General features: G+C 36.7%; 22 protein-coding genes. 10 read left to right on the top strand and 12 right to left on the bottom strand.

The annotated features are described in order from the left end of the window. Nucleotides 1–32 precede the first annotated feature (32 nt). Complete coding sequence (locus tag ACY45D_RS06225) at nt 33–392, top strand: cupin domain-containing protein (RefSeq protein ID WP_463108916.1); 360 nt, start codon at nt 33–35, stop codon at nt 390–392. A 145-nt stretch (nt 393–537) separates the two neighbouring features. On the opposite strand, the gene ACY45D_RS06220 is transcribed toward ACY45D_RS06225, so the two are convergent. From ACY45D_RS06220 to hemE, 5 genes are all read right to left on the bottom strand, one after another. After that, a complete protein-coding gene (locus ACY45D_RS06220) occupies nt 538–1053 on the bottom strand; it encodes an N-acetyltransferase family protein (RefSeq protein ID WP_463108915.1) in 516 nt (171 codons plus the stop codon). 168 nt (nt 1054–1221) lie between these two features. Continuing rightward, nucleotides 1222–3108 (bottom strand): Lnb N-terminal periplasmic domain-containing protein, encoded by a 1887-nt coding sequence (locus ACY45D_RS06215; RefSeq protein WP_463108914.1) that lies wholly within the window; start codon nt 3106–3108, stop codon nt 1222–1224. Nucleotides 3109–3428: 320 nt separating this feature from the next. Then, entirely contained in the window at nt 3429–3899 is a 471-nt protein-coding gene (locus ACY45D_RS06210; RefSeq protein ID WP_463108913.1) for a DUF3015 family protein, read from the bottom strand. Between the two features lie 132 nt (nt 3900–4031). Further along, nucleotides 4032–4838 (bottom strand): DUF817 domain-containing protein, encoded by an 807-nt coding sequence (locus ACY45D_RS06205; protein WP_463108912.1) that lies wholly within the window; start codon nt 4836–4838, stop codon nt 4032–4034. A gap of 14 nt (nt 4839–4852) precedes the next feature. After that, nucleotides 4853–5926: a uroporphyrinogen decarboxylase gene (gene hemE / locus ACY45D_RS06200; protein WP_463108911.1), complete on the bottom strand. Its 1074-nt coding sequence runs from the start codon at nt 5924–5926 to the stop codon at nt 4853–4855. Between the two features lie 274 nt (nt 5927–6200). Here hemE and ACY45D_RS06195 point away from each other — a divergent pair, with 274 nt between their 5' ends. The 3 genes from ACY45D_RS06195 to ACY45D_RS06185 all read left to right on the top strand — a co-directional run bounded on the left by ACY45D_RS06195 (nt 6201) and on the right by ACY45D_RS06185 (nt 9216). Next, nucleotides 6201–7424: a L,D-transpeptidase family protein gene (locus tag ACY45D_RS06195; RefSeq protein WP_463108910.1), complete on the top strand. Its 1224-nt coding sequence runs from the start codon at nt 6201–6203 to the stop codon at nt 7422–7424. Between the two features lie 107 nt (nt 7425–7531). Then, entirely contained in the window at nt 7532–8359 is an 828-nt protein-coding gene (locus ACY45D_RS06190; RefSeq protein ID WP_463108909.1) for an SIR2 family NAD-dependent protein deacylase, read from the top strand. Nucleotides 8360–8526: 167 nt separating this feature from the next. Continuing rightward, on the top strand, nt 8527–9216 hold the full coding sequence (locus tag ACY45D_RS06185; protein ID WP_463108908.1) for a pirin family protein: 690 nt from the start codon (nt 8527–8529) through the stop codon (nt 9214–9216). 79 nt (nt 9217–9295) lie between these two features. On the opposite strand, the gene ACY45D_RS06180 is transcribed toward ACY45D_RS06185, so the two are convergent. After that, nucleotides 9296–10048 carry a class II aldolase/adducin family protein gene (locus tag ACY45D_RS06180; protein ID WP_463108907.1) on the bottom strand — a complete coding sequence of 251 codons (753 nt, stop codon included), beginning with the start codon at nt 10046–10048 and terminating at the stop codon, nt 9296–9298. A 279-nt stretch (nt 10049–10327) separates the two neighbouring features. Then, entirely contained in the window at nt 10328–10939 is a 612-nt protein-coding gene (locus tag ACY45D_RS06175) for a LexA family protein (protein ID WP_463108906.1), read from the bottom strand. Nucleotides 10940–11228: 289 nt separating this feature from the next. Here ACY45D_RS06175 and ACY45D_RS06170 point away from each other — a divergent pair, with 289 nt between their 5' ends. Then, nucleotides 11229–11462, top strand: a complete 234-nt coding sequence (locus tag ACY45D_RS06170; protein WP_463108905.1) for a hypothetical protein — start codon at nt 11229–11231, stop codon at nt 11460–11462. Nucleotides 11463–11774: 312 nt separating this feature from the next. Here the strand turns inward: ACY45D_RS06170 and ACY45D_RS06165 are convergent, their stop codons facing one another. From ACY45D_RS06165 to ACY45D_RS06150, 4 genes are all read right to left on the bottom strand, one after another. After that, nucleotides 11775–13532: a protein kinase domain-containing protein gene (locus ACY45D_RS06165; protein WP_463108904.1), complete on the bottom strand. Its 1758-nt coding sequence runs from the start codon at nt 13530–13532 to the stop codon at nt 11775–11777. Nucleotides 13533–13579: 47 nt separating this feature from the next. Beyond that, entirely contained in the window at nt 13580–14392 is an 813-nt protein-coding gene (locus ACY45D_RS06160) for a formate/nitrite transporter family protein (protein WP_463108903.1), read from the bottom strand. A 461-nt stretch (nt 14393–14853) separates the two neighbouring features. Continuing rightward, nucleotides 14854–15825, bottom strand: a complete 972-nt coding sequence (epmA, locus tag ACY45D_RS06155; protein ID WP_463109439.1) for an EF-P lysine aminoacylase EpmA — start codon at nt 15823–15825, stop codon at nt 14854–14856. Between the two features lie 17 nt (nt 15826–15842). Continuing rightward, nucleotides 15843–16910, bottom strand: a complete 1068-nt coding sequence (locus ACY45D_RS06150) for a 4-phosphoerythronate dehydrogenase (protein WP_463108902.1) — start codon at nt 16908–16910, stop codon at nt 15843–15845. 170 nt (nt 16911–17080) lie between these two features. On the opposite strand from ACY45D_RS06150, the gene ACY45D_RS06145 reads away from it, so the two are divergent. Next, nucleotides 17081–17896, top strand: a complete 816-nt coding sequence (locus ACY45D_RS06145) for an AAC(3) family N-acetyltransferase (protein WP_463108901.1) — start codon at nt 17081–17083, stop codon at nt 17894–17896. Nucleotides 17897–18245: 349 nt separating this feature from the next. Here the strand turns inward: ACY45D_RS06145 and sthA are convergent, their stop codons facing one another. Beyond that, nucleotides 18246–19661, bottom strand: a complete 1416-nt coding sequence (gene sthA / locus ACY45D_RS06140; RefSeq protein WP_463108900.1) for a Si-specific NAD(P)(+) transhydrogenase — start codon at nt 19659–19661, stop codon at nt 18246–18248. Nucleotides 19662–19858: 197 nt separating this feature from the next. Here sthA and lipA point away from each other — a divergent pair, with 197 nt between their 5' ends. The 4 genes from lipA to ACY45D_RS06120 all read left to right on the top strand — a co-directional run bounded on the left by lipA (nt 19859) and on the right by ACY45D_RS06120 (nt 23816). Continuing rightward, the gene (gene lipA / locus ACY45D_RS06135) at nt 19859–20872 is read left to right on the top strand and encodes a lipoyl synthase (protein ID WP_089604645.1); all 1014 of its coding nucleotides are present in this window, start codon (nt 19859–19861) and stop codon (nt 20870–20872) included. A gap of 309 nt (nt 20873–21181) precedes the next feature. Further along, complete coding sequence (locus tag ACY45D_RS06130; protein WP_463108899.1) at nt 21182–22198, top strand: nuclease; 1017 nt, start codon at nt 21182–21184, stop codon at nt 22196–22198. A 14-nt stretch (nt 22199–22212) separates the two neighbouring features. Continuing rightward, nucleotides 22213–23520, top strand: a complete 1308-nt coding sequence (locus tag ACY45D_RS06125; RefSeq protein ID WP_463109438.1) for a type VI immunity family protein — start codon at nt 22213–22215, stop codon at nt 23518–23520. Further along, on the top strand, nt 23517–23816 hold the full coding sequence (locus ACY45D_RS06120; protein WP_463108898.1) for a hypothetical protein: 300 nt from the start codon (nt 23517–23519) through the stop codon (nt 23814–23816). Before ACY45D_RS06125 ends, ACY45D_RS06120 begins: the two co-directional genes overlap by 4 nt. Nucleotides 23817–23896 lie beyond the last annotated feature (80 nt).

Below are 23896 nucleotides of genomic sequence, written 5' to 3'. Positions count from 1 at the left end.
ATTGAGGCTTTCTTTTAAATGAGGTTTTTAAAATGTCTTCAATTTGGTTAGCTGGTCATGGATTAACAAACAGTGAAGTAAGTGAAGATTACCCTCGCGCGGATCGTTTGGTAAAAGGTAATCCAAAACGCTTAACTCAAAGTTTGTATGATCATCCAAATATGAATTGTGGCATTTGGCAATGTGAAGTTGGTGCATGGAATATTCAATTTGCGGATAATAAACAAGAGTTTTTTCAAATTATTGAAGGTGTTGTACGTTTACATGATGCAAATGGCCAATCATTTATAGAAATAAAAGCTGGTGAAGCTGGCATTATTCCCCCTTCATTTATCGGTACATTTGAAGTCATTGAAACAGTTAAAAAATACTTTGTCGTTGTCGAAGTATAAAAATAATATAACGTCAGTTCGGGATAAACTATCAAGTACCTAATATATTACAAAAACAGTATATTACAGCTCTTGCGGAATATATTCCTCATGTCCCGAACAATGCCACTGGCGTTTTTGCGTATCCTATAGTTAGGAATATCGCTTATCCCGAACTCAGGTTATTTAGAATTTTCCCCATATAGCGTTCATCCAATAACTGTCCTTGATAAAATATACTTTGACTACGAATCCCTTCTGTTTTAAATCCGAGCTTTTCATAAAATTTAATCGCTGCAATATTGTCTTGAATAACAGTCAGTTCAATCCTGATCGCTCCCTGTGCAATAGCCCATGATTCAGCACAGTGATACAACTCACGGGCTAAATTCTTTCCATGATAGTTTTTCAAAATGCCTATCACCAATTGAAAACAATGCTTTACTTTATTAAACGGTTTTCTAGAAAGTGCAATAAAACCAACAATATACTGTTGATCAACAGCAACAAATATTTTCTCATTCTCTGATGTCTTTAGAGTTTTAATAAATTCAATTTGCTGACTCAATGAGATTGGTCGTTCCCCTACTTCAAACAGCATGAATTCCGTTTCAACATCAAGTTGTTTAAAGAATTTTATTAAGCTTTCAGCATCTTGTATCTCAATTTGTCTTATTTCCATATGAGCTTATACTTCTAACAATAAATTCACTGCTTTCAGATATAACATGATCAAAAGTCTAATCAAAACATAATGATGATAAAACACCAGCGATAGAACTCAAGGTGATTAAAATAGATAAAAAGATCATTTATCAAACAGGTCATTATTTCGAATACATTTTAAAACTTAGAAATAATGTGCAAATCCAAAACTTCCTTTCATCCAATCCTGACCATCTTGCTGTTGATATTCCCAACCCACTCTTAAAGAGTTTTGCGAGGATAATGAATATTGTAAGTAACTATTGATTCGTAAGTTCCATTGATGAGAATCCTCCCAATAGGGCAATTCAAGTTGAACAACACTATTCAACTGATCTGACCAAAGATTCTGGCAACCTACTGTAGGCCCTAAACCGAGACGCCAACCCTTGTCCAGTGATTTGCCTGCCTGCAAATGGGTTTGTAATTCTGCATAGCATAAATTTTTACGATCATCGTCTGCTATGGTATAGCCTGATTGCGCCTTTACGGCAAACACTCCGTGTTGTTCATCTTCACTGAATTTTCCATGATGAATGGCTTCTTGTTGCCATCCCATATTAAATCCCCACGTGATTGGTGTTTTAAATGGCGTAATCGGGTTATATGAATTAACCGTTAATACATCCAAATGTTCTAATTTGAGTTGATCATCACGCCACTGTGCAGCGCCATCTAAAAATAAAAGCTGCGTCCCCGTACGAAAACCACCTTGTGGATCTTTTAATTCATGGTAAGCCTGACGATGTCCTAATTGCACAAATTTCTCGCCCTGTACTTCTCCGATATCGATCGACCAATTTCGAGAATCATGTCCATGTACAGGATTTATTTTTGGTTTTTGCGGTTCTTGACGTTGTTTAGCGATTTGAATTTGGCTCCGTAAACCCAGTAATTGTCTAAAACGTGGTTGTACAAATTTCTCATCAACTTGGCGAGAAACAAATTGTAAGTATAAATCGTCATAGGCCATTTCAAGTATTTTGGCACGATCCGCTTCATGCTCATTGGCTAAACGCACTTGCATTTGCTGTGGTTCTAAGGAGGCAATTTCATGTGCTTTCTTCGCTAAACGATGCCCATGTTGCTTGGCTTGTGCATTCAATTGTGTTTCTAGTGCAGGTCGATACACTGTTTCTTTAATTAAACCTTGTTGATCAACTGCTTTAATCGTCTCTACAGGAATTGCAGCATAGCTGAATTTATGACGCAAATTCGCGTTTGGGCGAACTAAATCAATAAGTCCCAACAAACGATAGGCACAATTATCACTGACAAAATAATATGGAAAGCTCACATTTTGCATTTCCCACATATGTTTGACCAAAAAGGCTGTTTCTTCTGGACTTAAATTCAGTTCATATTCCCACAGGTCACGACTTTCAAAATCACCATATTCTTTTACTTTTCGGTAATATGGCATCAGTGAATATTCCCCTGGATAATCACCAATTAAGCCTTTCCACGCATATGACCAATTGTCCTGTCCATTCACTGTGGCTGCATAATTCACAGCATAAGAGACTAAATTTAATTGCTTTTGATCTTTAGGGTCTAAGCGTAATAAAGTATGACCAAACATAGAGCTTGGGTTGCCCATAAAATCTGTGGCATAAATTAAGGTCGCTTTATAAGGATTAATTTGTCCATACCACTGCTCAAACTCAGGACATGCAACTTGCGGGAGTTGTTGAGTGTTAATGTTCAATTGTTGTATGAGCCACTGGCTACGAGCTGGAAATTTACAACGAAAAGATTGATTCGGTTCAGCAGACTGAAATAAAGCCGTTATATCAGCAATCATTTCATTTTTAATATTATTTTGACCATCTAGAGCTAGAAAATAGCCTGAATAACTGACTTCACTTTTTGGAGAATCTTCTGCATAGAGTAAACGTTTCCATGTGATGTTCTGTTCTAATTTTTTTTGTTCTGCCAATTTGACATAGTCTTGAATGGCTAAAGATTCAGCCGAGATGCTGAAAGATACAAATGTACTGAGTAAACTTAAACTATAAGCTAAATATTTCATTCACAATTTCAATATTAAAAAATTAAGCAAACTTATGATTTTTATCACATATATAAAATAAAAACCCTGTCAAAGACTAATGCAAGTCATTTAAGCATTTTTAAATCCTCCCCCTTGCGGAGCTATGCTCCTCACCTTTGATAAAGGAGGGATGAGCAGCACAGCTGCGCAAGGGAATCTAAAATTATTTTAAATTCTCGATAGTTCCCCTCTTTTCCTTGCGCCATATATGGCTCAGGGTTAGGGGAGATTCATAGATAAGTAATCATTAAATGACTATTAACTAATCAGCTCTAATCAAAGACAGGGCTAATCAACAATTACACGTATGCTTTTAATACCGCATCTTTTGCCATCACGTCTTGAAGTGATGCTAAAACTTGTAGAGAATTTTGATTATCTGCTGAATAGATATGCGAGAAATTCGACTTAGTCACAGCAAAGAAATGTGCCTTATCCGCATCTTTAACATTCAATAAAGAAGCAAGAACATTCAAGCTTTCCCCTTGACCTACAGCCATATCACGCGCAAGTGATTCTGAGTTTTCATTGGTGAATGTAACCACTTGAGCAGTGACTTTACCATTACCATTACAACCCAATGTACCAAAAGTAATACCGATTAATTGGTTTGTTAAAAGACCATTGGTTGTTGCAGCTAAAATTTTTGGAATTTTACCTGATTGACCTGCCCAAATTTGTGAACCGACACCACACCCTACATCTGGATCAGCCATTGCAACACTAGAACCAGCGGCTAACACAGCAGCTAAAGCGATTTTTTTAAACATATAATTCTCCAGAAATTATCCATATATGACATATGTAAATTGTTATATTCCGTTTTGTGTAGATTAAATTACACCCATACAGATTTATCACATAAATATAGATAAGCAAATCAAAATATGACAATTAAATGACTATTTTTTGTTCTCTATAAGTAACCAATTTCCTTTGCTATTTCTTTTTCCAAGAATTTTTAAAACCAACACTAAACTCAATAATAGTAATAAATACCAAGAACCTAATTTTCCCCACCCAACCATATGCCATGCATCGACCTGGCTCGGATAAAGCCAAATTTTATAAAATGTACTGATATTTTCTGCAATCCAGATGATAAATGCCAAAATAAATAAGATAGGAAGCATCGGTAGTTGAAAATGATGATGGTATAACTCAAAACGAATTTTTGTTTTCCAAAATATAATCACACTCCAAATAAAAAGCATATTACGGAAATCTGGAATAAAAAATTTGCTCATAAAATTAATATAAGACAATACCGCCAAACTGAGCATATTGGCAAAACGAGGTAGGTTAATGAATGAAACCTGATATAAACGTAATGATCGAGCGAAAAAACTCCCAACTGCTGAGTACATAAAGCCTGCAAATAAAGGTACCGTCATTATTTTAAATACAGCAGGTTGTGGATATTGCCATGATGCAATCTGCGGATGGGTTAAAAATAACTCCATACCCATTGCCATGATATGAAATAAGGCAATCACCTTGGCTTCAGCCCATGATTCTAATTTTAAATACAATAAACAAGCTTGGATAATTAAGGCGTAAAACAATAAATAGTCATAGCGAAACAAGCCATAAAACTCATGGCTACCCATACTTGCTGTTGCTACAAATGCAATGAGCAATAAAATACCAAATAAGGCAGCTGAAGCTGCCTTATATAAAAACTCAAATAATGATTTTAAATAGATCATGGCAAAATTAAAGCTTAGCCCAAATACTTGGCACTATATTCATGAACCGTATCAATAAAAGCTTTAGGATTTTTTGGATCGACCCATTGGGTAATACCATGACCTAAATTTGCCACATAACCTGTTTTTTCACCATTGGCATAAGCATCATCCAGCATGGCTTTGGTGGCATTTTCAATCGTCATTGCAGAACCATAAAGCGTTGCAGGATCTAAATTTCCTTGTAATGCAGCACGACCATTTACAGTTTGGCGAGCAACATTTAATGGTGTGGTCCAATCTAAACCAAATGCATCTGCACCTGTTGCAATCATTGGTTCAAGCCATTGACCGCCGCCCTTGGTGAATAAAATAACAGGAACTTTTCGTCCTTCACTTTCACGTTTTAGCCCAGCTACAATTTTTTGCATGTATTTTAAAGAAAATTCTAAATATTCACGGTGAGCCAATGCTCCGCCCCAACTATCAAAAATCTGTACAGCTTGCGCACCTGCATCAATTTGCGCATTTAAATAATCAATAACAGCATCCGCAAGTCGATCTAGTAATGCATGTAATACTTCAGGTTGCGCATACATCATCTGTTTGGTAAAACGAAAATCCTTACTCGAGCCACCTTCAACCATATAGGTTGCCAGTGTCCAAGGACTTCCCGAGAAACCAATCAATGGAACTTGTCCACCCAATGCAGAACGAATAGTCGTCACGGCATTCATGACATAAGATAAATCTGATTTCGCATCAAACTTTGGAAGATTAGCAACATCCTGTTCAGTTCGAACAGTTTTATGAAATTTTGGACCTTCACCTGTTTCAAAATATAAGCCTAGACCCAAAGCATCTGGAACAGTGAGAATGTCTGAGAACAAAATCGCAGCATCTAATTCATAACGACGCAAAGGCTGTAAAGTCACTTCACAAGCAAATTCTGTATTTTTACAAAGAGAAAGAAAATCACCCGCTTTAGCACGTGTTTCACGATATTCTGGTAAATAACGCCCTGCCTGACGCATCATCCATACTGGTGTGGTATCTACAGGTTCACGCAATAAGGCACGTAGAAAACGATCATTTTTTAAGGTCGTCATTTACTTTCCCATTCCAAAAATTAAAGTCGCCCCATCATAGCAAAAAGGCTTCAAATTTAATAATTTCTAAGTAAAAATTTCGATCTAGAAATTAAATCAACACAATATTTATAAATTTTTAGAATACGAAAATAAAACAAAAATGCTTTTTACAATATTTCTCCATAGAAAAAAATGATTGAAACAAAACAAGTACTGCATCTATATGTAATTTCTGTAATACTTGCCACGATATTTTAGTAATCAATATGAATAATTCTTAAGGTTGAATTACATGTTCGTTCGCTCAATTCTTGCTTTGAGTTTAAGCTGTATACTTACTGGTACAGCATTTGCAGCTTCTACAACTGAGCAACCTCTAAATCCTACAAAAGTTGTAACCACTCCAGTCGAAGATCCAATTGATCCATTAGCAATTGATTCAGCAGCAGTATCCTCTGCTGAAGCTCATATCTCGCAGCAAGAGCAACAAGAGTTAGACCAAGCTGCCAATACACTGCAAAATTTAGAAAAAACAGAATCTAAAACTGCAGATATTGCTTCAGCACCTAGTGCACCAACAACTCCACAGTCAAATCCAAATGCGCCAAAAGCATCTTGGACACTAGATGGTCTGAATAATGCGCAATGGTATGAAAATATTGGCAAAGGTCAGTTCCCTGTCTATGCACGTGCGCACGTGATGCTCAATAATGCACACGCTTCACCAGGTGCGATTGATGGCACCAGTGGGATGAACACCTTAAAAGCGGTTGCATCATTCCAGCAAATCAATGGCTTAAAACCAACAGGTGAATTAACTCAAGAAACTTGGGATACCTTAGTTGCCAAACAAGGTAATAAACCTGCTTATGTTGAATACACCCTTACAGACGCAGATTTGAAAGGGCCATACGCAGCATCAATTCCGCATGATTATGCTTTACAAGCAAAAATGAAGGGCTTGTATTACACCCGTGTTACTGAAATGTTGGGTGAAAAATTCCACATGGATGAAGATTTCCTGAAGAAATTGAATCCTAAAGCGACATTTAAAAAAGCAGGCGAGAAAATTATTGTGACGAATATTCGCAATGAACTCCCTGAAAATATTCATCTTATTGTGGCGCATAAAGGTGCTAAGCAACTTTATTTGTTCAATGCTCAAAATCAAATGGTCGGTTCATTCCCTGCAACGATTGGTAGCTCAGATACTCCATCGCCAACAGGTACATATAAAGTAACTGGTGTAGCTCCAAACCCTTGGTACAGCTATTCTCCAAGTAACTTTGTACAAGGTAAAAACTTAAAACCATTATCATTACCACCGGGTCCAAATGCACCTGTTGGAAATATTTGGATTGGTTTAAGTAAAAAATCATTTGGTATTCACGGCACACCGAACCCATCAGCAATTTCTAAAACGGCTTCGCATGGTTGTATTCGTTTAACCAACTGGGATGCCAATGACCTCGGTAAGAAAGTAAAATCAGGTGTTACTGTTAAGTTCTTAGAATGATCATTCGGAATTAAGCATTCACCAATATCCAAAACCAGTGTTAATGCACTGGTTTTTTATTTAAGATGTTCTATTTATAAAAAATACGCAGTTCTATTCTTAGGCATATGACGATGCTCAATACACATCAAATTTCTAAAATAAAGAAAATGTTTTCCAATGCAGATGGCTTGCTGATCACGGCGGGTGCAGGTATGGGTATTGATTCTGGATTACCTGATTTTCGTGGTAATCAAGGGATGTGGCAAGCCTACCCAGAACTAGGAAAACAACGTATCGAATTTACTTCAATTGCAAACCCAGCTGCATTTTGCAATACACCTAAGCTTGCTTGGGGATTTTATGGACATCGTCTCCAACTTTATCGTAAAACCATGCCACATCAAGGCTTTCACTTATTGAAAAAATTGAGTAAGGCTTTACAACTGCCCTATTTCATTTTTACCTCAAATGTCGATGGTCAATTCCAAAAAGCAGGATTTGATGAAAATTTGATTTATGAATGTCATGGTTCTATTCACCATTTACAATGCTTAGATGTGTGTGAAAATAAAATTTGGGGCGCAGAGCAACTTCAAGCACGAATTGATAGCATTCGTTGTGAATGGTTAGGTGAATTGCCACAATGTCCATATTGTTTAGGATTAGCAAGACCCAATATTTTAATGTTCGACGATTATAATTGGCTAAATAATAGAACGAATCAACAAAGGAAAAACTTAGAGCATTGGTTAAAGCAATATCAGCGTCCTGTTGTGATTGAAATAGGTGCAGGAACTGCAATTCCCACCGTCCGAAATTTTAGTGAAAGATTTGCGCCATCCTTCATTCGAATTAATCCTAGAGAATATGATTTAGCGGCAAATCAAGGAATCTCCATTCCTAACAATGCCTTGCCTTCTATTCAAGCAATTTTAGATACACTAAAAATCTAAGGATGAATTTATTTTAAATCGAAAAGTTAGTAAAATTTACAACGGTTACATAATTTCTAAATCATCGTTCCAAATATACAACAATACGTTGCTTGTTTAATGTTTTAAACAATAGAGTGAAAGATTAATATGATTTCAAGTTAAAAATAAAAATTTGGAGATTTGAAATGAATACATTTTTACATCGTAGTGAAGACCGTGGACATGTACAAGCAGGTTGGCTAGATACCAAACATAGTTTCTCTTTTGGTAGTTGGTATGATCCTAAATATATGGGTGTTGGTTCGTTACGTGTCATCAATGACGATACGATTGCTGCACATAACGGCTTTGGTACTCACCCGCATGACAATATGGAAATCTTAACATGTGTGCTAGATGGTACGATTTCACATAAAGACAGCATGGGTAATGAAGGTCACATCAAAGCTGGTGAATGGCAATTGATGAGTGCTGGTACAGGTGTACGACATAGTGAAGAAAACCAAGGAGATAAACCCGTTCACATTCTACAAATTTGGGTGATTCCAAATGTGAAAGATGTTGAACCAAACTATCAACAAATTGAACGTGATCCTAAAAAGACACCAAATGAATGGCTTTTAATTGCTGGCCCAAACGATAATGCGCCGATGCATATTCGTCAAAATGCTGAAATTAAAACGGCATATTTAGAAAAAGGTCATACCCTTGAAGTTAAAGCAACTCAAATGTTTAACTATGTTCATGTGATTGAAGGTGAAATTGATATTGCAGGTCAAATTGTCAAAGCAGGTGATGCTTATCTATTTGATGCAGATGCAACCCTTTCAGCCAATGAAAATAGTCAATTCATCTGGTTTGATTTAACCAACTAATTTACCTTAAACACGAAAAACCCTCTGTATTACGAATACAGAGGGTTTTTTATTGAAAAATTGAGAATCAAAAAATACCTTAACGACAATAATCTTTTTGCTGATTTTGAATCAGTGATAACGCGGCATTCCAAGCAGTTTGAATAATCGGTTCAGCAGCATCACTTTCAAATTGCTTCACGGTATATTCACAAATTTCTTTACTTGGATAATGTAATTTCGAACTGCTCATTGCTTTAATTTGTACTTGGCAGGCACGCTCTAAAAAGTAAATTTCATGGAAGGCACGTGCAATCGAATTTCCAGTTGCTAACAAACCGTGATTTCGCAAAATCATGCAACGAAAATCACCTAAATCATTGACTAAACGCGCTCTTTCTTCCGTAGAAAACGCAATACCTTCATATTCATGATAGGCAATATTGTTATAAAACTTGAGTGCATGTTGTGACAACGGTAATAACCCTTTTTCCTGTGCAGAAACAGCAATACCATCGGCAGTATGGGTATGAATCACACAGTGAATATCCTCTTTAGCATGATGCAAAGCTGAATGAATCACGAAACCCGCCACATTCACCATTTTCCCTTGGTCATAATCTGCAACGATTTTGCCTTCATGATCAATTTTGACTAAATCCGAAGCGGTCATTTGATCAAAAGTGACACCATATCGGTTAATCAAAAAATGATTCGGTTCATCTGGAACACGTAAACTGATATGGGTATCAATCAAATCAGTCATTCGAAAATAAGCAATTAAGCGGTACAATGCAGCCAATTGACAACGTGCTTCCCATTCTGCCTTATGAATATGCTTAGGCCGTTTCATGATTAAAATCCTTTTATTGTTCAGTGGTTAAACAACGATTAGTTTTAACAGACTCACTCGTATTCACAATGACTTTTTATTTTAAATTGTGTGCAAATAAAATTTTAAAAATGATTGGCTTAAATAAACTCTGCGAATACATGCATGACACTTCAAAAAAGATTGAATGATGTTCATCGAAAACAGATAAGTTCCCTAATCAAGCTCAAAACAACTTGGATGAGAAAGCAAACCTATTAAAATATATTGAAAAATCAATATCATATAAAAATCTCTATTTTATCGCATACGTTTTAAGTTATAAGTCACGACTCCCCAAATTTCAACTTCTTGCCCTTCTTCAATATAAATATTTTGATACTCAGGGTTTTCTGCCTTTAACCAAATTTTAGGTGGATTAAATTGCTTATCAATCATTAAACGTTTAACTGTAAAATCATTATCAATACGTGCAATCACAATATCTCCTGATTTAGCCGTGATGCTACGATCCACGATCAATGGATCATCAATATCAATTCCAACATCAAGCATAGATAACGAATTTGCTTTGACAATAAAGGTAGAACTTTCATTACGAATCAAAAATTCATTCATATCCAAAGATTGGTCAATTGTATCTTGTACGGAGAAAGGTACACCTGCAGCCACACGTTCAGTTGCCATTGGAATTTGATAAATTTTATCGTTATTCGGTCGAACCGTTTGAATTTTAATCGTAGAGTTTAAATCACTTAATGCACCATTTTTGAAATTTTTCAGTAACCAATTTTTAATAAAATCAGCTTGTGACTCAGGTACACGAATTACTTTGGTCGGTTCATTAAATTGCGCTTTACGCCCTGCATTTGCTCTCGCACCACCATGTTCAAATTCTACTTTTTTTGTCATGCTGTATCCTATATGCTGTATAAAAGCCATTAAAATCAATATATCTCGAAAAAGTTACAAATTCAAGTTGACGGCGTGTTTTTTTTGAATAACAATACCGTTATCGATCAGTTTTTGATACATCTATTTGATCAAGGATGACAAAGATAATCAATATACTTATCATAAATCAATAATTTAGAATGAAAATATAATTCTTTATTTCACTAATATATTGATCTCATTGAATAAGTTTACTGGTCTAATTTAGCTTACTTAATTGATTGATTTTCTATGTGGAGACATAAAAATGGCTACTCAACGTGATGCGATTCTTGGTTATGCAGATGAACAACATGCTTACTATATTCGCTTGATTGAAGACAATACAGTACTCGGCAGTCAATATGGTCTATTCTGCGAAAACACCAATAGTGATACGGCAGAAAGCATTATGACAACGTTATTTTTAAAGAAATCTTTTTGGCTAAATGGCTCAGAATTTAGTGATATTGTAAAAGGTTTAGAGCCGTTAACCCTGTAACGCTTAAACAAAAGATCGTAGAACATACTCAAAAGCATACCTGAATATTGTGGTCGAAAATACAAACCAAGGTTTGAGCCCTCTTACTCAAAAAAGTAAAAATGCACACTATTCAGGTTATTTAAAATTCTTGATCAATAAATACTTCGACTCTAGGTTTAAACTCAATATATACGTATAAATGTCTATTTAACTCAGTGAATCAATAGTTAAAGCAATGATGTAATTACGATATCAATGGATAAATGTATGAAAGTACTTAACCAATATATTCAGCATTTAATATGTATATAACAAATGCTCATCGACGAATTAAAAATGTATCGCATTAAAATGACTTACTAGAGCCACTCCTCCTAATAACAATAGAAATAACAGCGAAGAAATAGCTTTCCAAAACTTCACAGGATCTTTATCTACCCATGATTTCCGCTTTAATGTTAAGAATTTTGGATTAGGATGCATCAAATCATAAACAAATTCTGCAACATCGTCATAGCGATGATCTGCCCTAATTTGAACTGCTCTTTCTAAAGCCTTATCCACCCATATAGGTACATCTTCACGATAATAAGATAGAGAACGGTACTGTAACTTTCTAAAATCTTTTTTTGATTTGCACTTTGCGATATTGGTTTGATAAGGCAAATCAGCGCTTAACAAATAATAAGCGAGAACCCCAAGCGAATATTGATCTGAGGACGTAGTAACGGATTCAGATAGAAAATATTCAGGTGCCATATAAGCCATCGTACCCAATGCAACTTCTTCGACATCTCTCGTCATTTCACGAATTCCTGCCACACGACACGCTCCAAAATCAATGATTTTTACCGTACCCAAATGATCAATCATAATATTTTCAGGTCTAATATCTTGGTGAATCATTTCTAAACGATGTATCGCCTGTAAACCTTTAGCAATCTGCTCAATAATCTGTCGAACTTTATCTAATGGAACTGGCTGTTGTTGATCTGTAATCCATTGTTTAAGCGTAACGCCTTCAATATATTCCATCGTATGATAAATATAATTTCGAGGCCTAAGTTGTGTATAAGCAGCTAAAACATGGGGATGATGAATTCGATTTGCGATCCATTCTTCTAATAAAAATTGCTCAGTCAAATACGGATCTTGTTGTACATCTGTAGCAGGAACTTTAATCACCAAAAGCTGTTGTTGATCAATTTCATGAGCCAAATATAAAACACTACGATTGCTATTATATATTTCACGAACAATCTGATACCCATCAAATTGGGTTTGGACATTCAGAGAAGGTACAAATGCTAATTGAGCATAATCGGGTACAATTTCATGTGACCCAACTTGAGGAAGCTGTTGTACTTTTACAATCTGAATCGTCAAATTGTCTGTACTGCCTTGTTGGTAGGCATACTCTACAATGTGTTGGGCAATCAGATCTAAACTGGTATGAGTTTGAGTTAAAAATTGGGTTAACTTTTCAGCTGGACAATACTCATACACGCCATCTGTCATCAGAATAAAAATATCATTCTCATATAAAACATAACTTTGATAATCAATATCAACTTTCGCATTTACACCTAGCGCTCGACTCAAATAACTTTCCTGTGATGACAACCAAACCCGATGATCTGTGCTGAGTTGCTCCAGTTGTCCTGACTGTAATCGATAAATTCGACTATCACCAATATGAAAAAGATGCGCAATGTGCCCTTTCATCACCAATGCGCTAAGCGTGCAAACATAGCCGCGATCTTTATCAAAACGATATTGGCTTTGTTGGGTTTGTGCATACAACCAACTATTTACCGCAGTTAAAACACGTTGCACCGATGTTTTTACGGTCCATGATTCAGGCGTAGAAAAGTAGTCTGATAGCAAGCCTGTCACTGCCATTTGGCTGGCAATATGACTGACATTGCTACTGCTAATTCCATCCGATAATGCACAAGCAATACCCTTATGTTGCAGCATATAATTTTGCGGTATTGAAGCGGCATAAAAATCTTGATTGATCGCTTTACGCCCTTGATGAGAATACTGCCCAAGTTCGACTTTTAATTGTTGAGTCATATTGTTCATCTCAATCTCACGGAGAGTCTACATGAGGCTCTCCGATCAAAATGATCTTATTTAAAAGTTCGTTTTGGTGCAGTTTTCACATGTGTTGTATATAAAGCCAAACCTGTTAACGCTAAACCACCCACCAAATTACCTAACGCAACAGGAATCTCATTCCACAATAAATAATCCATCACTGAGAAATTACCGCCCATCATCATCGCGAAAGGAAATAAAAACATATTGACGACTGAGTGTTCAAAACCCATGGCAAAGAACAGCATCACTGGCATCCACATGGCAATAAATTTACCGCTTACGGAAGTTGAAATCATTGCACCAATTACGCCTAGAGAAACCATCCAATTACACAACATCCCTCGAATGAAAATGGTTAACCATCCTCCTAAACCATATTCCTTATATCCAAGCGTTCTACTTTCACCAATATGTGCAATTTTGTTGCCAATTTCATTGGGCTCAGTTGCAAATCCATAGGTATACACAACCGCCATAAGAACAGCAACGGTCAATGCACCTGCAAAATTACCTAAAAATACCAGTCCCCAATGTTTTAAAATTCGTGGAATCGTTACACCTACTCGCTTATCGATCCATGCCAAAGGCGTTAAAACAAACACACCTGTTAATAGGTCATATCCCAATAAATACAGCATACAAAAACCGACTGGAAATAATAATGCACCAATTAAAGGCACACCTGTTTGAATTCCTATTGTTATTGCAAATACTGCTGAAATAGCGAGGATCGCCCCTGCCATGTAGGCACGAATAATGACATCTCGTGTTGCCATATGTAATTTTGATTCGCCAGCATCTACAACTTTGACTGCAAATTCCGATGGTGCAAGATATGACATAAGCGCTGCTCCTTTATCAATCAATAGGCAACTCTTTTAAATTAGTAATAAAAAAGCCTAAAGCATGAAACATGCTTTAGGCTCCTTTGCCTATCAAACATTAGTGATATATTAAAATTGAAAAATAGGCTTCGTTGCCTGCTGAATAAATAAAAGCAAATGGCATGCCAGAGTTTATACATGCCGACTAAGAATTTTAATTATTCTAAAACCATACAAATCACAAAAATTCTTTAGGAATATTTCTTAAAAAATTAGCATATTTAGAATTAGACAAAAAATTTTCTGAGCTTATCCAGCTTGTCCTAAATTTCCTGATGAGAGTCTAGCTTATATCTTCATATCCAAATTCGACATTGCAACAAATGCAAATATCAAATGAGGACGTTTTACCCTCTTCCCCAATGGAAAATCATCCTCTTCAAAATATCCACAAATACCACAAATATTTAATTCTTAATTCATGACACATCCGCAGGAAAGGTAATCACCTTTTCTAACTTCATTTGCTTCATCACGACCATGAGTAAACGGTCTATTCCCAAAGCAATTCCTGCACAATCAGACATATTCGGCAAAGCAGCCAACAAATACTCATCTATCGGCATCACATGCAAACCGAGTTTTTCACGCGCCACATTATCCGCTTCAAAACGACTGCGTAAAACATCTGCATCGATCAATTCATCATAAGCATTCGCAAGCTCTAAACCTTCGATATACAGCTCGAAACGTGCTGCAACGAGCTCACCATCCTCATCATGTCTAGTCTTCGCTAAAGACGCTAATTCAGGTGGAAAGTCCGTTAAAAACACGGGTGTATCAAAACCTAAACTTGGTTCTACCATATGTGAAAATAACAAGTCGATATACGCTAAACGATCATCACCCAAATCTAGATTTAACCCGACACGATGCGCAGCATCTTTTAACTCTTTCAAGCTCGCTTGGAGTGGATTTATATCCAACCGATCCATGAAAGCATGTTTATAACTCAATACTGTTGGACGTACTTCACCAAAACGCTGTTCAAGTACAACATTCAATAAATCAGTCACTTCTAACATTAAATCTTTCAAGCTGAATTGTGGACGGTACCATTCCAACATGGTGAATTCACTATTGTGCTTACGACCATGCTCATCATCTCGAAACACTTTGCAAATTTGATAAATTGCACCACTACCACTTGCCAATAACCGTTTCATGGCAAACTCAGGTGACGTTTGTAAATAGTGTGTTTGTTTTTTACCTTGTACATGGCGCTGTGCTTGCACAGAAGCTAAATGCACATCGGTTACGCCTGCTTGTGAAAGTACAGGTGTTTCTACTTCGAGTGCATCTCTCTCAGCAAAGAATTGGCGAATTTGAGCATACATTTTTGCACGTGATTTGAGTGCATAAATATCACATGTCGGTTGATATTGAATCATGTTCTGAACTGGCTGAGTCATGCTTTAGGCCCTCCATGTGCAGCCCATTCACGGCGTAAAGGATAAGTTTTGCGTAGATGATCAAAAGCCTTCTGATCCACCTTACCATCCTTCAAACACGCTCTTAAATTATCGTCATCCCGTTGAATATCATAGATTTCAGATAAGTATTTTTTCAGCGTTTGCTTAATATTATTGCCATAAAAATACTGCTCACCAGTAGGCAATTGTGATTCAAATTTTTTATTCGCCGAATAGCCAAATGTTTTACAAAATGCTTCATAAATCATCTGAGTCCCACGTGCCTTACCTTCTAAGCTATACCCAGCGATATGTGGCGTAACGATGGTGATTAAATCGAGTAATTCTTGTGAGATTTCAGGTTCATATTCAAATACATCTAAAACAACTTTGCGTTGTGTCTTTTGAATATCAGTAATTAATGCCACTTCTTCAACAACAGGGCCACGTGCAGAATTAATTAAAATTGCTTCTTGCTTCATCATAGCTAACGCATTTGCATCAATTAAATGATAAGTCGCATGTTCACCTGTTTTGGTTAATGGTACGTGCGTTGTAATTGCATCTGCATTTTTTAATAGCGTTTCAAGTTCAACCTGCTGAATATCTCGATGTTGAACAAATGGGTCATATCCAATCACATTCCAGCCCAATAGCTTTGCCATATAAGCCAAACGTGAGCCTACATTTCCCAAACCAATGATGCCTAAGGTAAAGCCTTTATTTTGATCAATAAAATCAGGATTCAAATGCAATAATGCTGTGATCACATATTCAGCAACAGCCTGCGCATTACAACCTGCTGCATTTGACCATGCAATTTGATGCTTTTCTAAAGCTGTTATATCTAAATGATCTGTGCCTATCGTTGCACTGCCAACGAATTTAAGCGCCGTATTTTCAACTAGCGTTTCATTTACATTCGTTACAGACCGAACCAGTAAAGTTTGAACGTCTTTTAGGTCATCATGCGTTAAAGTACGCCCTGCTGCTTGATGAATTTCTCCGAATTCTGAAAAGAAATATTCAGTAAATGCTAGATTTTCATCTGCAACAATTTTCATAGCTTTATCCAACCGGTTGAAGCCACTATGATAACGCTTTGCAAATATTAAAACTATTGCAGTTCATACATCACATGGCCTAAAACACATTGAAAATACTTTCAAACTTAATTTGCCAAATCATTTTAGTAAACAATACGTTTAATGATTACATTCATCAGGAAAAGTCTATGTCAGAACAAAATCAAATAGAAAGAACATTGAATCCGATTACCGTAGCTCACCTTATCCATGACTTACAAAATCTAGGGCTTAAACACGGCGATACTGTCATTGTACATTCATCATTAAGTTCACTTGGTTGGGTAAACGGTGGCGCTGTGACTGTGATAAAAGCTTTATTGGCTATAATCGGCAGTGAAGGAAATATATGTATGCCTGCACATTCATCAAACATTACTGACCCAGCCAATTGGAGTAATCCTCCTATTCCTGAATCTTGGATACAGACCATACGTGATACCATGCCTGTGTTTGAACCTGAAATTACCCCAACGAGAGATATGGGACAAATTGCAGAATTATTTAGAACATGGCCAAAAGTAGTCAGAAGTCATCATCCTTTCGCATCTTTTTGTGCAATTGGCCCAGCTGCTCAACAAATTACCCAACAACACGTCTTAAATGATCCTTTTGGAGAACAATCACCCTTAGCAAAACTCTATCAATTCAGAGCTAAAGTATTATTACTTGGTGTTGATTTTAACCGATGTACAGCCCTACATCTTGCAGAAAGTAGAGCTTTTCCCAATACAAATAAAGAAAAAGAAGGTGTTCCGATCATCAATAATGGTGTTTGCGAATGGTTCGAGTTTGATATACCTGAATTTATGGATGTAGATAAATTTATTCCGATTGGAAAGGAACTTATTGATTCAAAATATGGCGAACGAAAAAAGGTCGGTGAAGGTTATGGCATCTTAATCGATATGCAATTACTGGTTGATCATGCGGTTAGCACGTGGACAAATTCAAGTCATGATTAAAAGTTTTTTAGAATTATTTTGTCTGAATAGCTTTTTTTAATCCTTAGCCCTAAAAACCATCATAAAAACCCCGCAAGATCACTTACGGGTTTTGAATGGATAATCAATAGACTTCTTGCGTCAGTCGAGTTGTGATGAACATTTAGTTACAATGGAAGTTCCCTCTCCTTTATAAAGGATGAGCGTTATTACGCGCAAGAGAGAGAGGATTTATATGGTAAATCTCCCTCATCTTCTGCAGAACAATATTTCTTATCTCTGGAAGGAGAAGAGATTTTTAATATTAACTTTACTGCTAATTTTTGATCATTTTCTGACTTTTGCAAGAAGTCTAATCAATGGTCATTATTTAAAACAAACGATTCATACCATTTAAAGTTGCGACACGATACGCTTCAGCCATGGTTGGATAATTGAATGTCGTTTCAACAAAATACTTAATAGTATTGTTTCCACTTTGCATTACAGCCTGACCAATATGAATAATTTCCGCAGCATTATTTCCAAAACAATGCACACCCAACAATTCTAAAGTATCACGATGGAACAAGATTTTTAATTCCCCCACCGTATCACCTGTAATTTGCGCACGCGCCAAATGACGGAAAGAAGCTTGACCAACTTCGTACGGAATTTTTTCCGCAGTTAACTGACTTTCAGTTTTTCCAAAGAATGAAATCTCAGGAATGGTATAAATCCCTGTAGGAATATCTTTAACTGGCTTAATATTTTCTTCGCCACTCATGTTCGAACCTGCGCAACGACCTTGGTCATATGCAGCAGAAGCAAGCGAAGGCCAACCGATCACATCACCAGCAGCATAAATATTTTCAACTTCAGTTTGGTACTGATCATTGACAGCCAACTGACCACGGCTATTTGGCGTAATACCAACATTTTCTAAGCCTAAGCCATCTGTATTTCCTGAACGGCCATTACACCACAAAATAGCATCTGCTTTAATTTTCTTACCACTGAGCAAATGCATCACCACATGATCATCAAATGTTTCTAAACGATCAATTTGCTCATTATGGCGAATAAGCACACCTTGTTCACGTAAGTGATAAGACAATGCATCCGCAATTTCATCATCTAAATAGCTCAACAATTGGTGCTGAGTATTGATCAAATCAACCTTATGATCCAATCCGATGAAAATCGAAGCATATTCACAACCAATTACCCCAGCACCATAAATGATGATTTTGTGAATTGGGTAATCTAAATCTAAAATTTTGTCTGAATCAAATACACGTGGGTGATTAAAATCTAAACCTTGTGGATGATATGGACGGCTACCTGTTGCCACCACCAGTTGCTTAAAGCCTAATGTTTCTTTTACACCATCTTCACTGAAAATAATTACAGTGCTTTTATCTTGGATGTATGCACGACCATGAAATACATCAATATTATTTCGATCATAAAAACGTGAATGCGTATCAACTTGTTGTTGGATGACTTTATGCGCATTGCGCAATACTTGCTTCATGGTGAATTGTTTCCAATCCCCCACTTTTTTAAACATTGGATCACGTTGATAACGGATAATACTTGAAACTGTTTGACGTAAAGCTTTACTTGGAATTGTTCCTACATGGGTACAGTTACCACCAAGTTGCTCACGAATATCAACAATTGCAACACGCTTACCCGATTTAGCAAGCTTCATTGCCGCGCCTTCACCAGCAGGACCAGAGCCAAGTACGACCGCATCGTATTTCACATAATTCCCACTAACGACTTCTTTCTTACGTGGCATTCAAAGCTCCTTATACTAAATTCGGTCTATATCTCGTGTCATATTATGAACTAAAGTAAAAAAATTTTCTGTATTTCACATGCATATATTCTGTGATAACCACATTTAGTATATGAATAGTGTTTTTGCCCTATCGTTTGGCATTTACGCTATAATAAATTTCCTCTCCCCCGTAGAAAACAGTGGAAAAGTTGAATATGTCAGAGAACCGTAAACCAGAACAGGGCGTCAAATTACGCGGTGCAGAAAAAGTGGCTCGCATACCTGTAAAAGTTATCCCAACGGTTGAAACGCCTCGAAAGCCTGATTGGATTCGGGTCAAGATGGCTGCGCCTGATGAAGTTCAACGCATTAAAACCACTTTACGTGCACAAAAATTACATACCGTATGTGAAGAAGCTGCCTGCCCCAATTTACCTGAATGTTTTGGTGGCGGTACTGCAACCTTTATGATCATGGGTGATATTTGTACACGTCGCTGCCCATTTTGCGATGTTGCACATGGTCGCCCAAATGCGCTCGATGCTGATGAACCTCGCCACATGGCAGAAACCATTGCCAACCTTGGTTTAAAATACGCAGTCATCACTTCTGTTGACCGTGATGACTTATTGGATGGTGGTGCACAACATTTTGTTGATTGTATTAAAGAAGCACGTGCATTAAGCCCAAAAACATTACTTGAAATCTTAGTTCCAGATTTCCGTGGTCGTATGGATGTTGCGCTACGCATCATGACGGAATGCCCACCTGATGTGTTTAACCACAATATTGAAACTGTACCTCGTCTTTATAAAGCAATGCGTCCGGGTTCAGACTATCAACACTCTTTAACTTTATTGAAAATGTTTAAAGAATATTGTCCTGATGTGCCAACAAAATGTGGTTTGATGGTCGGTATTGGTGAAACTGAAGAAGAAGTGATTGCACTTTTGGATGATTTACATGCGCATGGTGTAGATTATGTGACGATTGGTCAATATTTACAGCCTTCGAAAGAACATGCACCGATTGATCGTTTTGTAACACCAGAAGAGTTTGAACGGTATACGGCACATGGTCACAAGCTTGGATTTAAAAATATTTGGGCCGCTCCGATGGTTCGTTCAAGTTATTTTGCAGATCGTCAATATTATGGTGAACCTGTTCCACAAGTTCGTCGTAAGGCAGATCCTGCGAAGAAAATTGCCGTTCAAACGATTGAAGCGTAGTTTGGCACGAATAAACGTATTTTGTTTTTAGATTGAAAAGCCCTCAGATATTGAGGGTTTTTTATTAATATCAATAGCTTAATTTCCATAATAAAAATCTAAACTCCAAACTATTTTTATAATAAAACACTTTCTGTAATGTATAAAATCAATCCTCTCTTAAATAATAAGCCCTTTTCTAAATACTTTTAATGAATATCACGACTCCGACTAAGCTAGACAGTCACAGCATCTTTTGATAAATTAAAACTTCATAAATAAATTATTATAACTTAACAATAGAATAATTACATAAATTGGATCATAACGATGGCACGTGATAACGGTAATTCAGGCAATTCAAGTGAACAAAAAGTAGGACAGTCTGAAACAAAAACCATGACCAAAGGTACAAAGATTAAATTAGAAACTGGCATGAATAAAACCTACTTATGCGCACATATTTGTGCAGCCAATAAAACTCCTAAAATCGGTAAGGTTGGGCAAAGTCTTTATCAGCAGACCGTCACAAAAGCCATTCGTATCGAAGCCGATTTAAATTTTGGAGTATGGGCATATTTAGCTGAAGTCGGATATGACATGACAGGTAAAGCACCTAGACCACTAATGAGTGATGATCCTACACGAATGCATCGACCCTCAACATTTCCATTGGGTGCGGCACAAAAGCAAATCGAAGAAATGTGTAAAGGGGCTTTTCGTATCCCTGATGTTACGATTTTAACCATTAAAGCTGCTGAAATTATTGAAATGCGGATGTCTGGAACGATTGATTGGGACAGATTTGAACCGAGAAAGGAAAATATAGAACGCTTGGTTGAGATTAAATTTGGAAAGGATAAATGGGGCAAAGGGCAACTCGAAGCATATGAAATTATAGCTCCCCAAAAAGTAAGGGAAGTATCTGATAAAGATTGTAGTTGCACAACTCGAAAACCACCTAATGGTGGAAAGAAAATTCCTATAAGAGATTATCCTCCAATTCAGAATCCAACGCCTTATAAAAATGCAACATTTCGTCCTGCTAATACAGGTTTAACGACTAAGAAAGGTATCCCGAGTATGTTGGGTGGTTTAGGAAAACTGCTTGCCCCACCATCGCCACAAGTACAGTTTTATCGCAAATATGTTCCCTTACAAGAGTATCAAAGTCTGATGATTCCAATTACTGCCAGTGTCGGGATTGGAGGTACTTTTATCTGTGGCACGGTGGCTCTAGCTGGTGCGGCTGGTGGAACGACTGCGAGCGCAGGAGTAATAGGTGCGACAGAAGCTGTTAGTGGTGGGATATTGATTACTGGTTTTGCTACTTTGGCACATTCATAAGGAGTGTAAAAGTGATTATTCAATCAGAACAAGATATGGAACCTTATTTTAAAGACTTTCAATGGATTGAACATCGTAAAGATGAACCTGATTTATTTATTACGGGCGCAGAGTTTCAAGCGCACTTTTTGTATTTTGCAGGGCATCATCCTGAAAAACGTCAAGCTTTAGCGGAATGTATAGAAGCTTATAATCAACACTTTGGAGAGTATTTAACGTGGGGCGGCTATTATGATGATCATGGTGAAGGTCATTATGCTGACTTAGATGATCCTAAAATGCCAACTATACGGCAAGTTATTGCCCAAAAGTCCCATCCTGATGATCAAATTGAATGGTATTGCGCTTCAGGTGACCGAAAAGAAGCACCTGAATATATGATTTCTGCCATGACGAATCGAGGATGGGAAGGACGTATATTGTATTGTTCTGAAATTAAATTTTGTGTGCCAAATAAGTGGATTTTTGATCCTGAAATTAAAATAATTTTAATGCAGTTAATTCAGTTGTTTATTGATAAATTAGATGTTTATCATGCAGTAGCAGGTTTCCAAAGCATCTTACCTTATCGACCTATGGGGGTTGGTGATTATGCATTAGCTCAAGGCGAGCAATTTTTGGGGATTTATCAAGGAGCTGGCAGTAGGGAAAGGAATCTCATTCAGGATGGGATTAAAAGTATAGATTGGCTGACCTACTTGAGTAATAGCTTAGTGCAACGAATTTGTGAGGTAGAAACTTTCACTAAATACTGTGAGTTCTTTAGTTTAGAACCAAAACAACAAAAAGAAGGTTTTTTATTTCAACTCGAAGATTACCCACAATTATTGCCAAGCAATCTGCCTATTTTAACAAGTTATTATAATTTAAATAGAGCACTGCGTCCTTTACGGAATGGTGCTTATTGGAATATTAGCCAAGATGTAGGTAATCATTATAAGGTTTTAGATGTTGATGAAAGTCGTAAATGGATACGACGTTTGGATGCACCTGATATTTTTCCAGATCGTGGGCATTATGAAGACCGTACACCACGCAAAAAGAACATTTATCTTGAGTCTGGGCGACCTTGTGAAATTGATGGCGTGTATCGTTATGACGAGCAAGTCGGTTTAGATGGACAACCTGAATATGTTGGCTATAAGGATCGTAATGATTATAAACCCAATAATTTAGATGATTACCGCCAGCAAGTCGTATTACTTAAAGGTGATATTGCTCCACGTTTTTTAGATTTCTATGAAAATGCCATCTTAAAAGAAGCAAAGAAAATCAAATGGCATTTAGTGAGTGAGATTGTGAAAACTGAGGGAGAAAAATGAGCGAATTAAAAAGTTATTTAGTAACTGTAGCATCTTTATCCTTAGATCATAATTTTATCAGTCTTGGTAAAGATGAGTGGTTAAAGTTAGCAAGCTATGGTTCTTACTTTTTTGAAACAGTAGAAGATGATGTAATCCAGTCTTTGATAGATACATGGTCACAACGTAGTGACATTATCTTTGAGAAAGAAGCAAATACTTTTATATACCCAACAGCAAATTGGAGAATAATGGCTGTTGGAGATTATCAAACTGTTTCACCTGAAATGGCTGTGATTTTACGAAAATGTAAATAAATCATTAACTTTTTATTTTTTAATATCTATTACAGCACTAAAAAATACCCTACCAATAAAAAAACCGATGCCTAAACATC

Source organism: Acinetobacter sp. BZX-2 (genome assembly GCF_055179795.1).
This window is presented reverse-complemented; position numbering and strand designations above follow the sequence as displayed.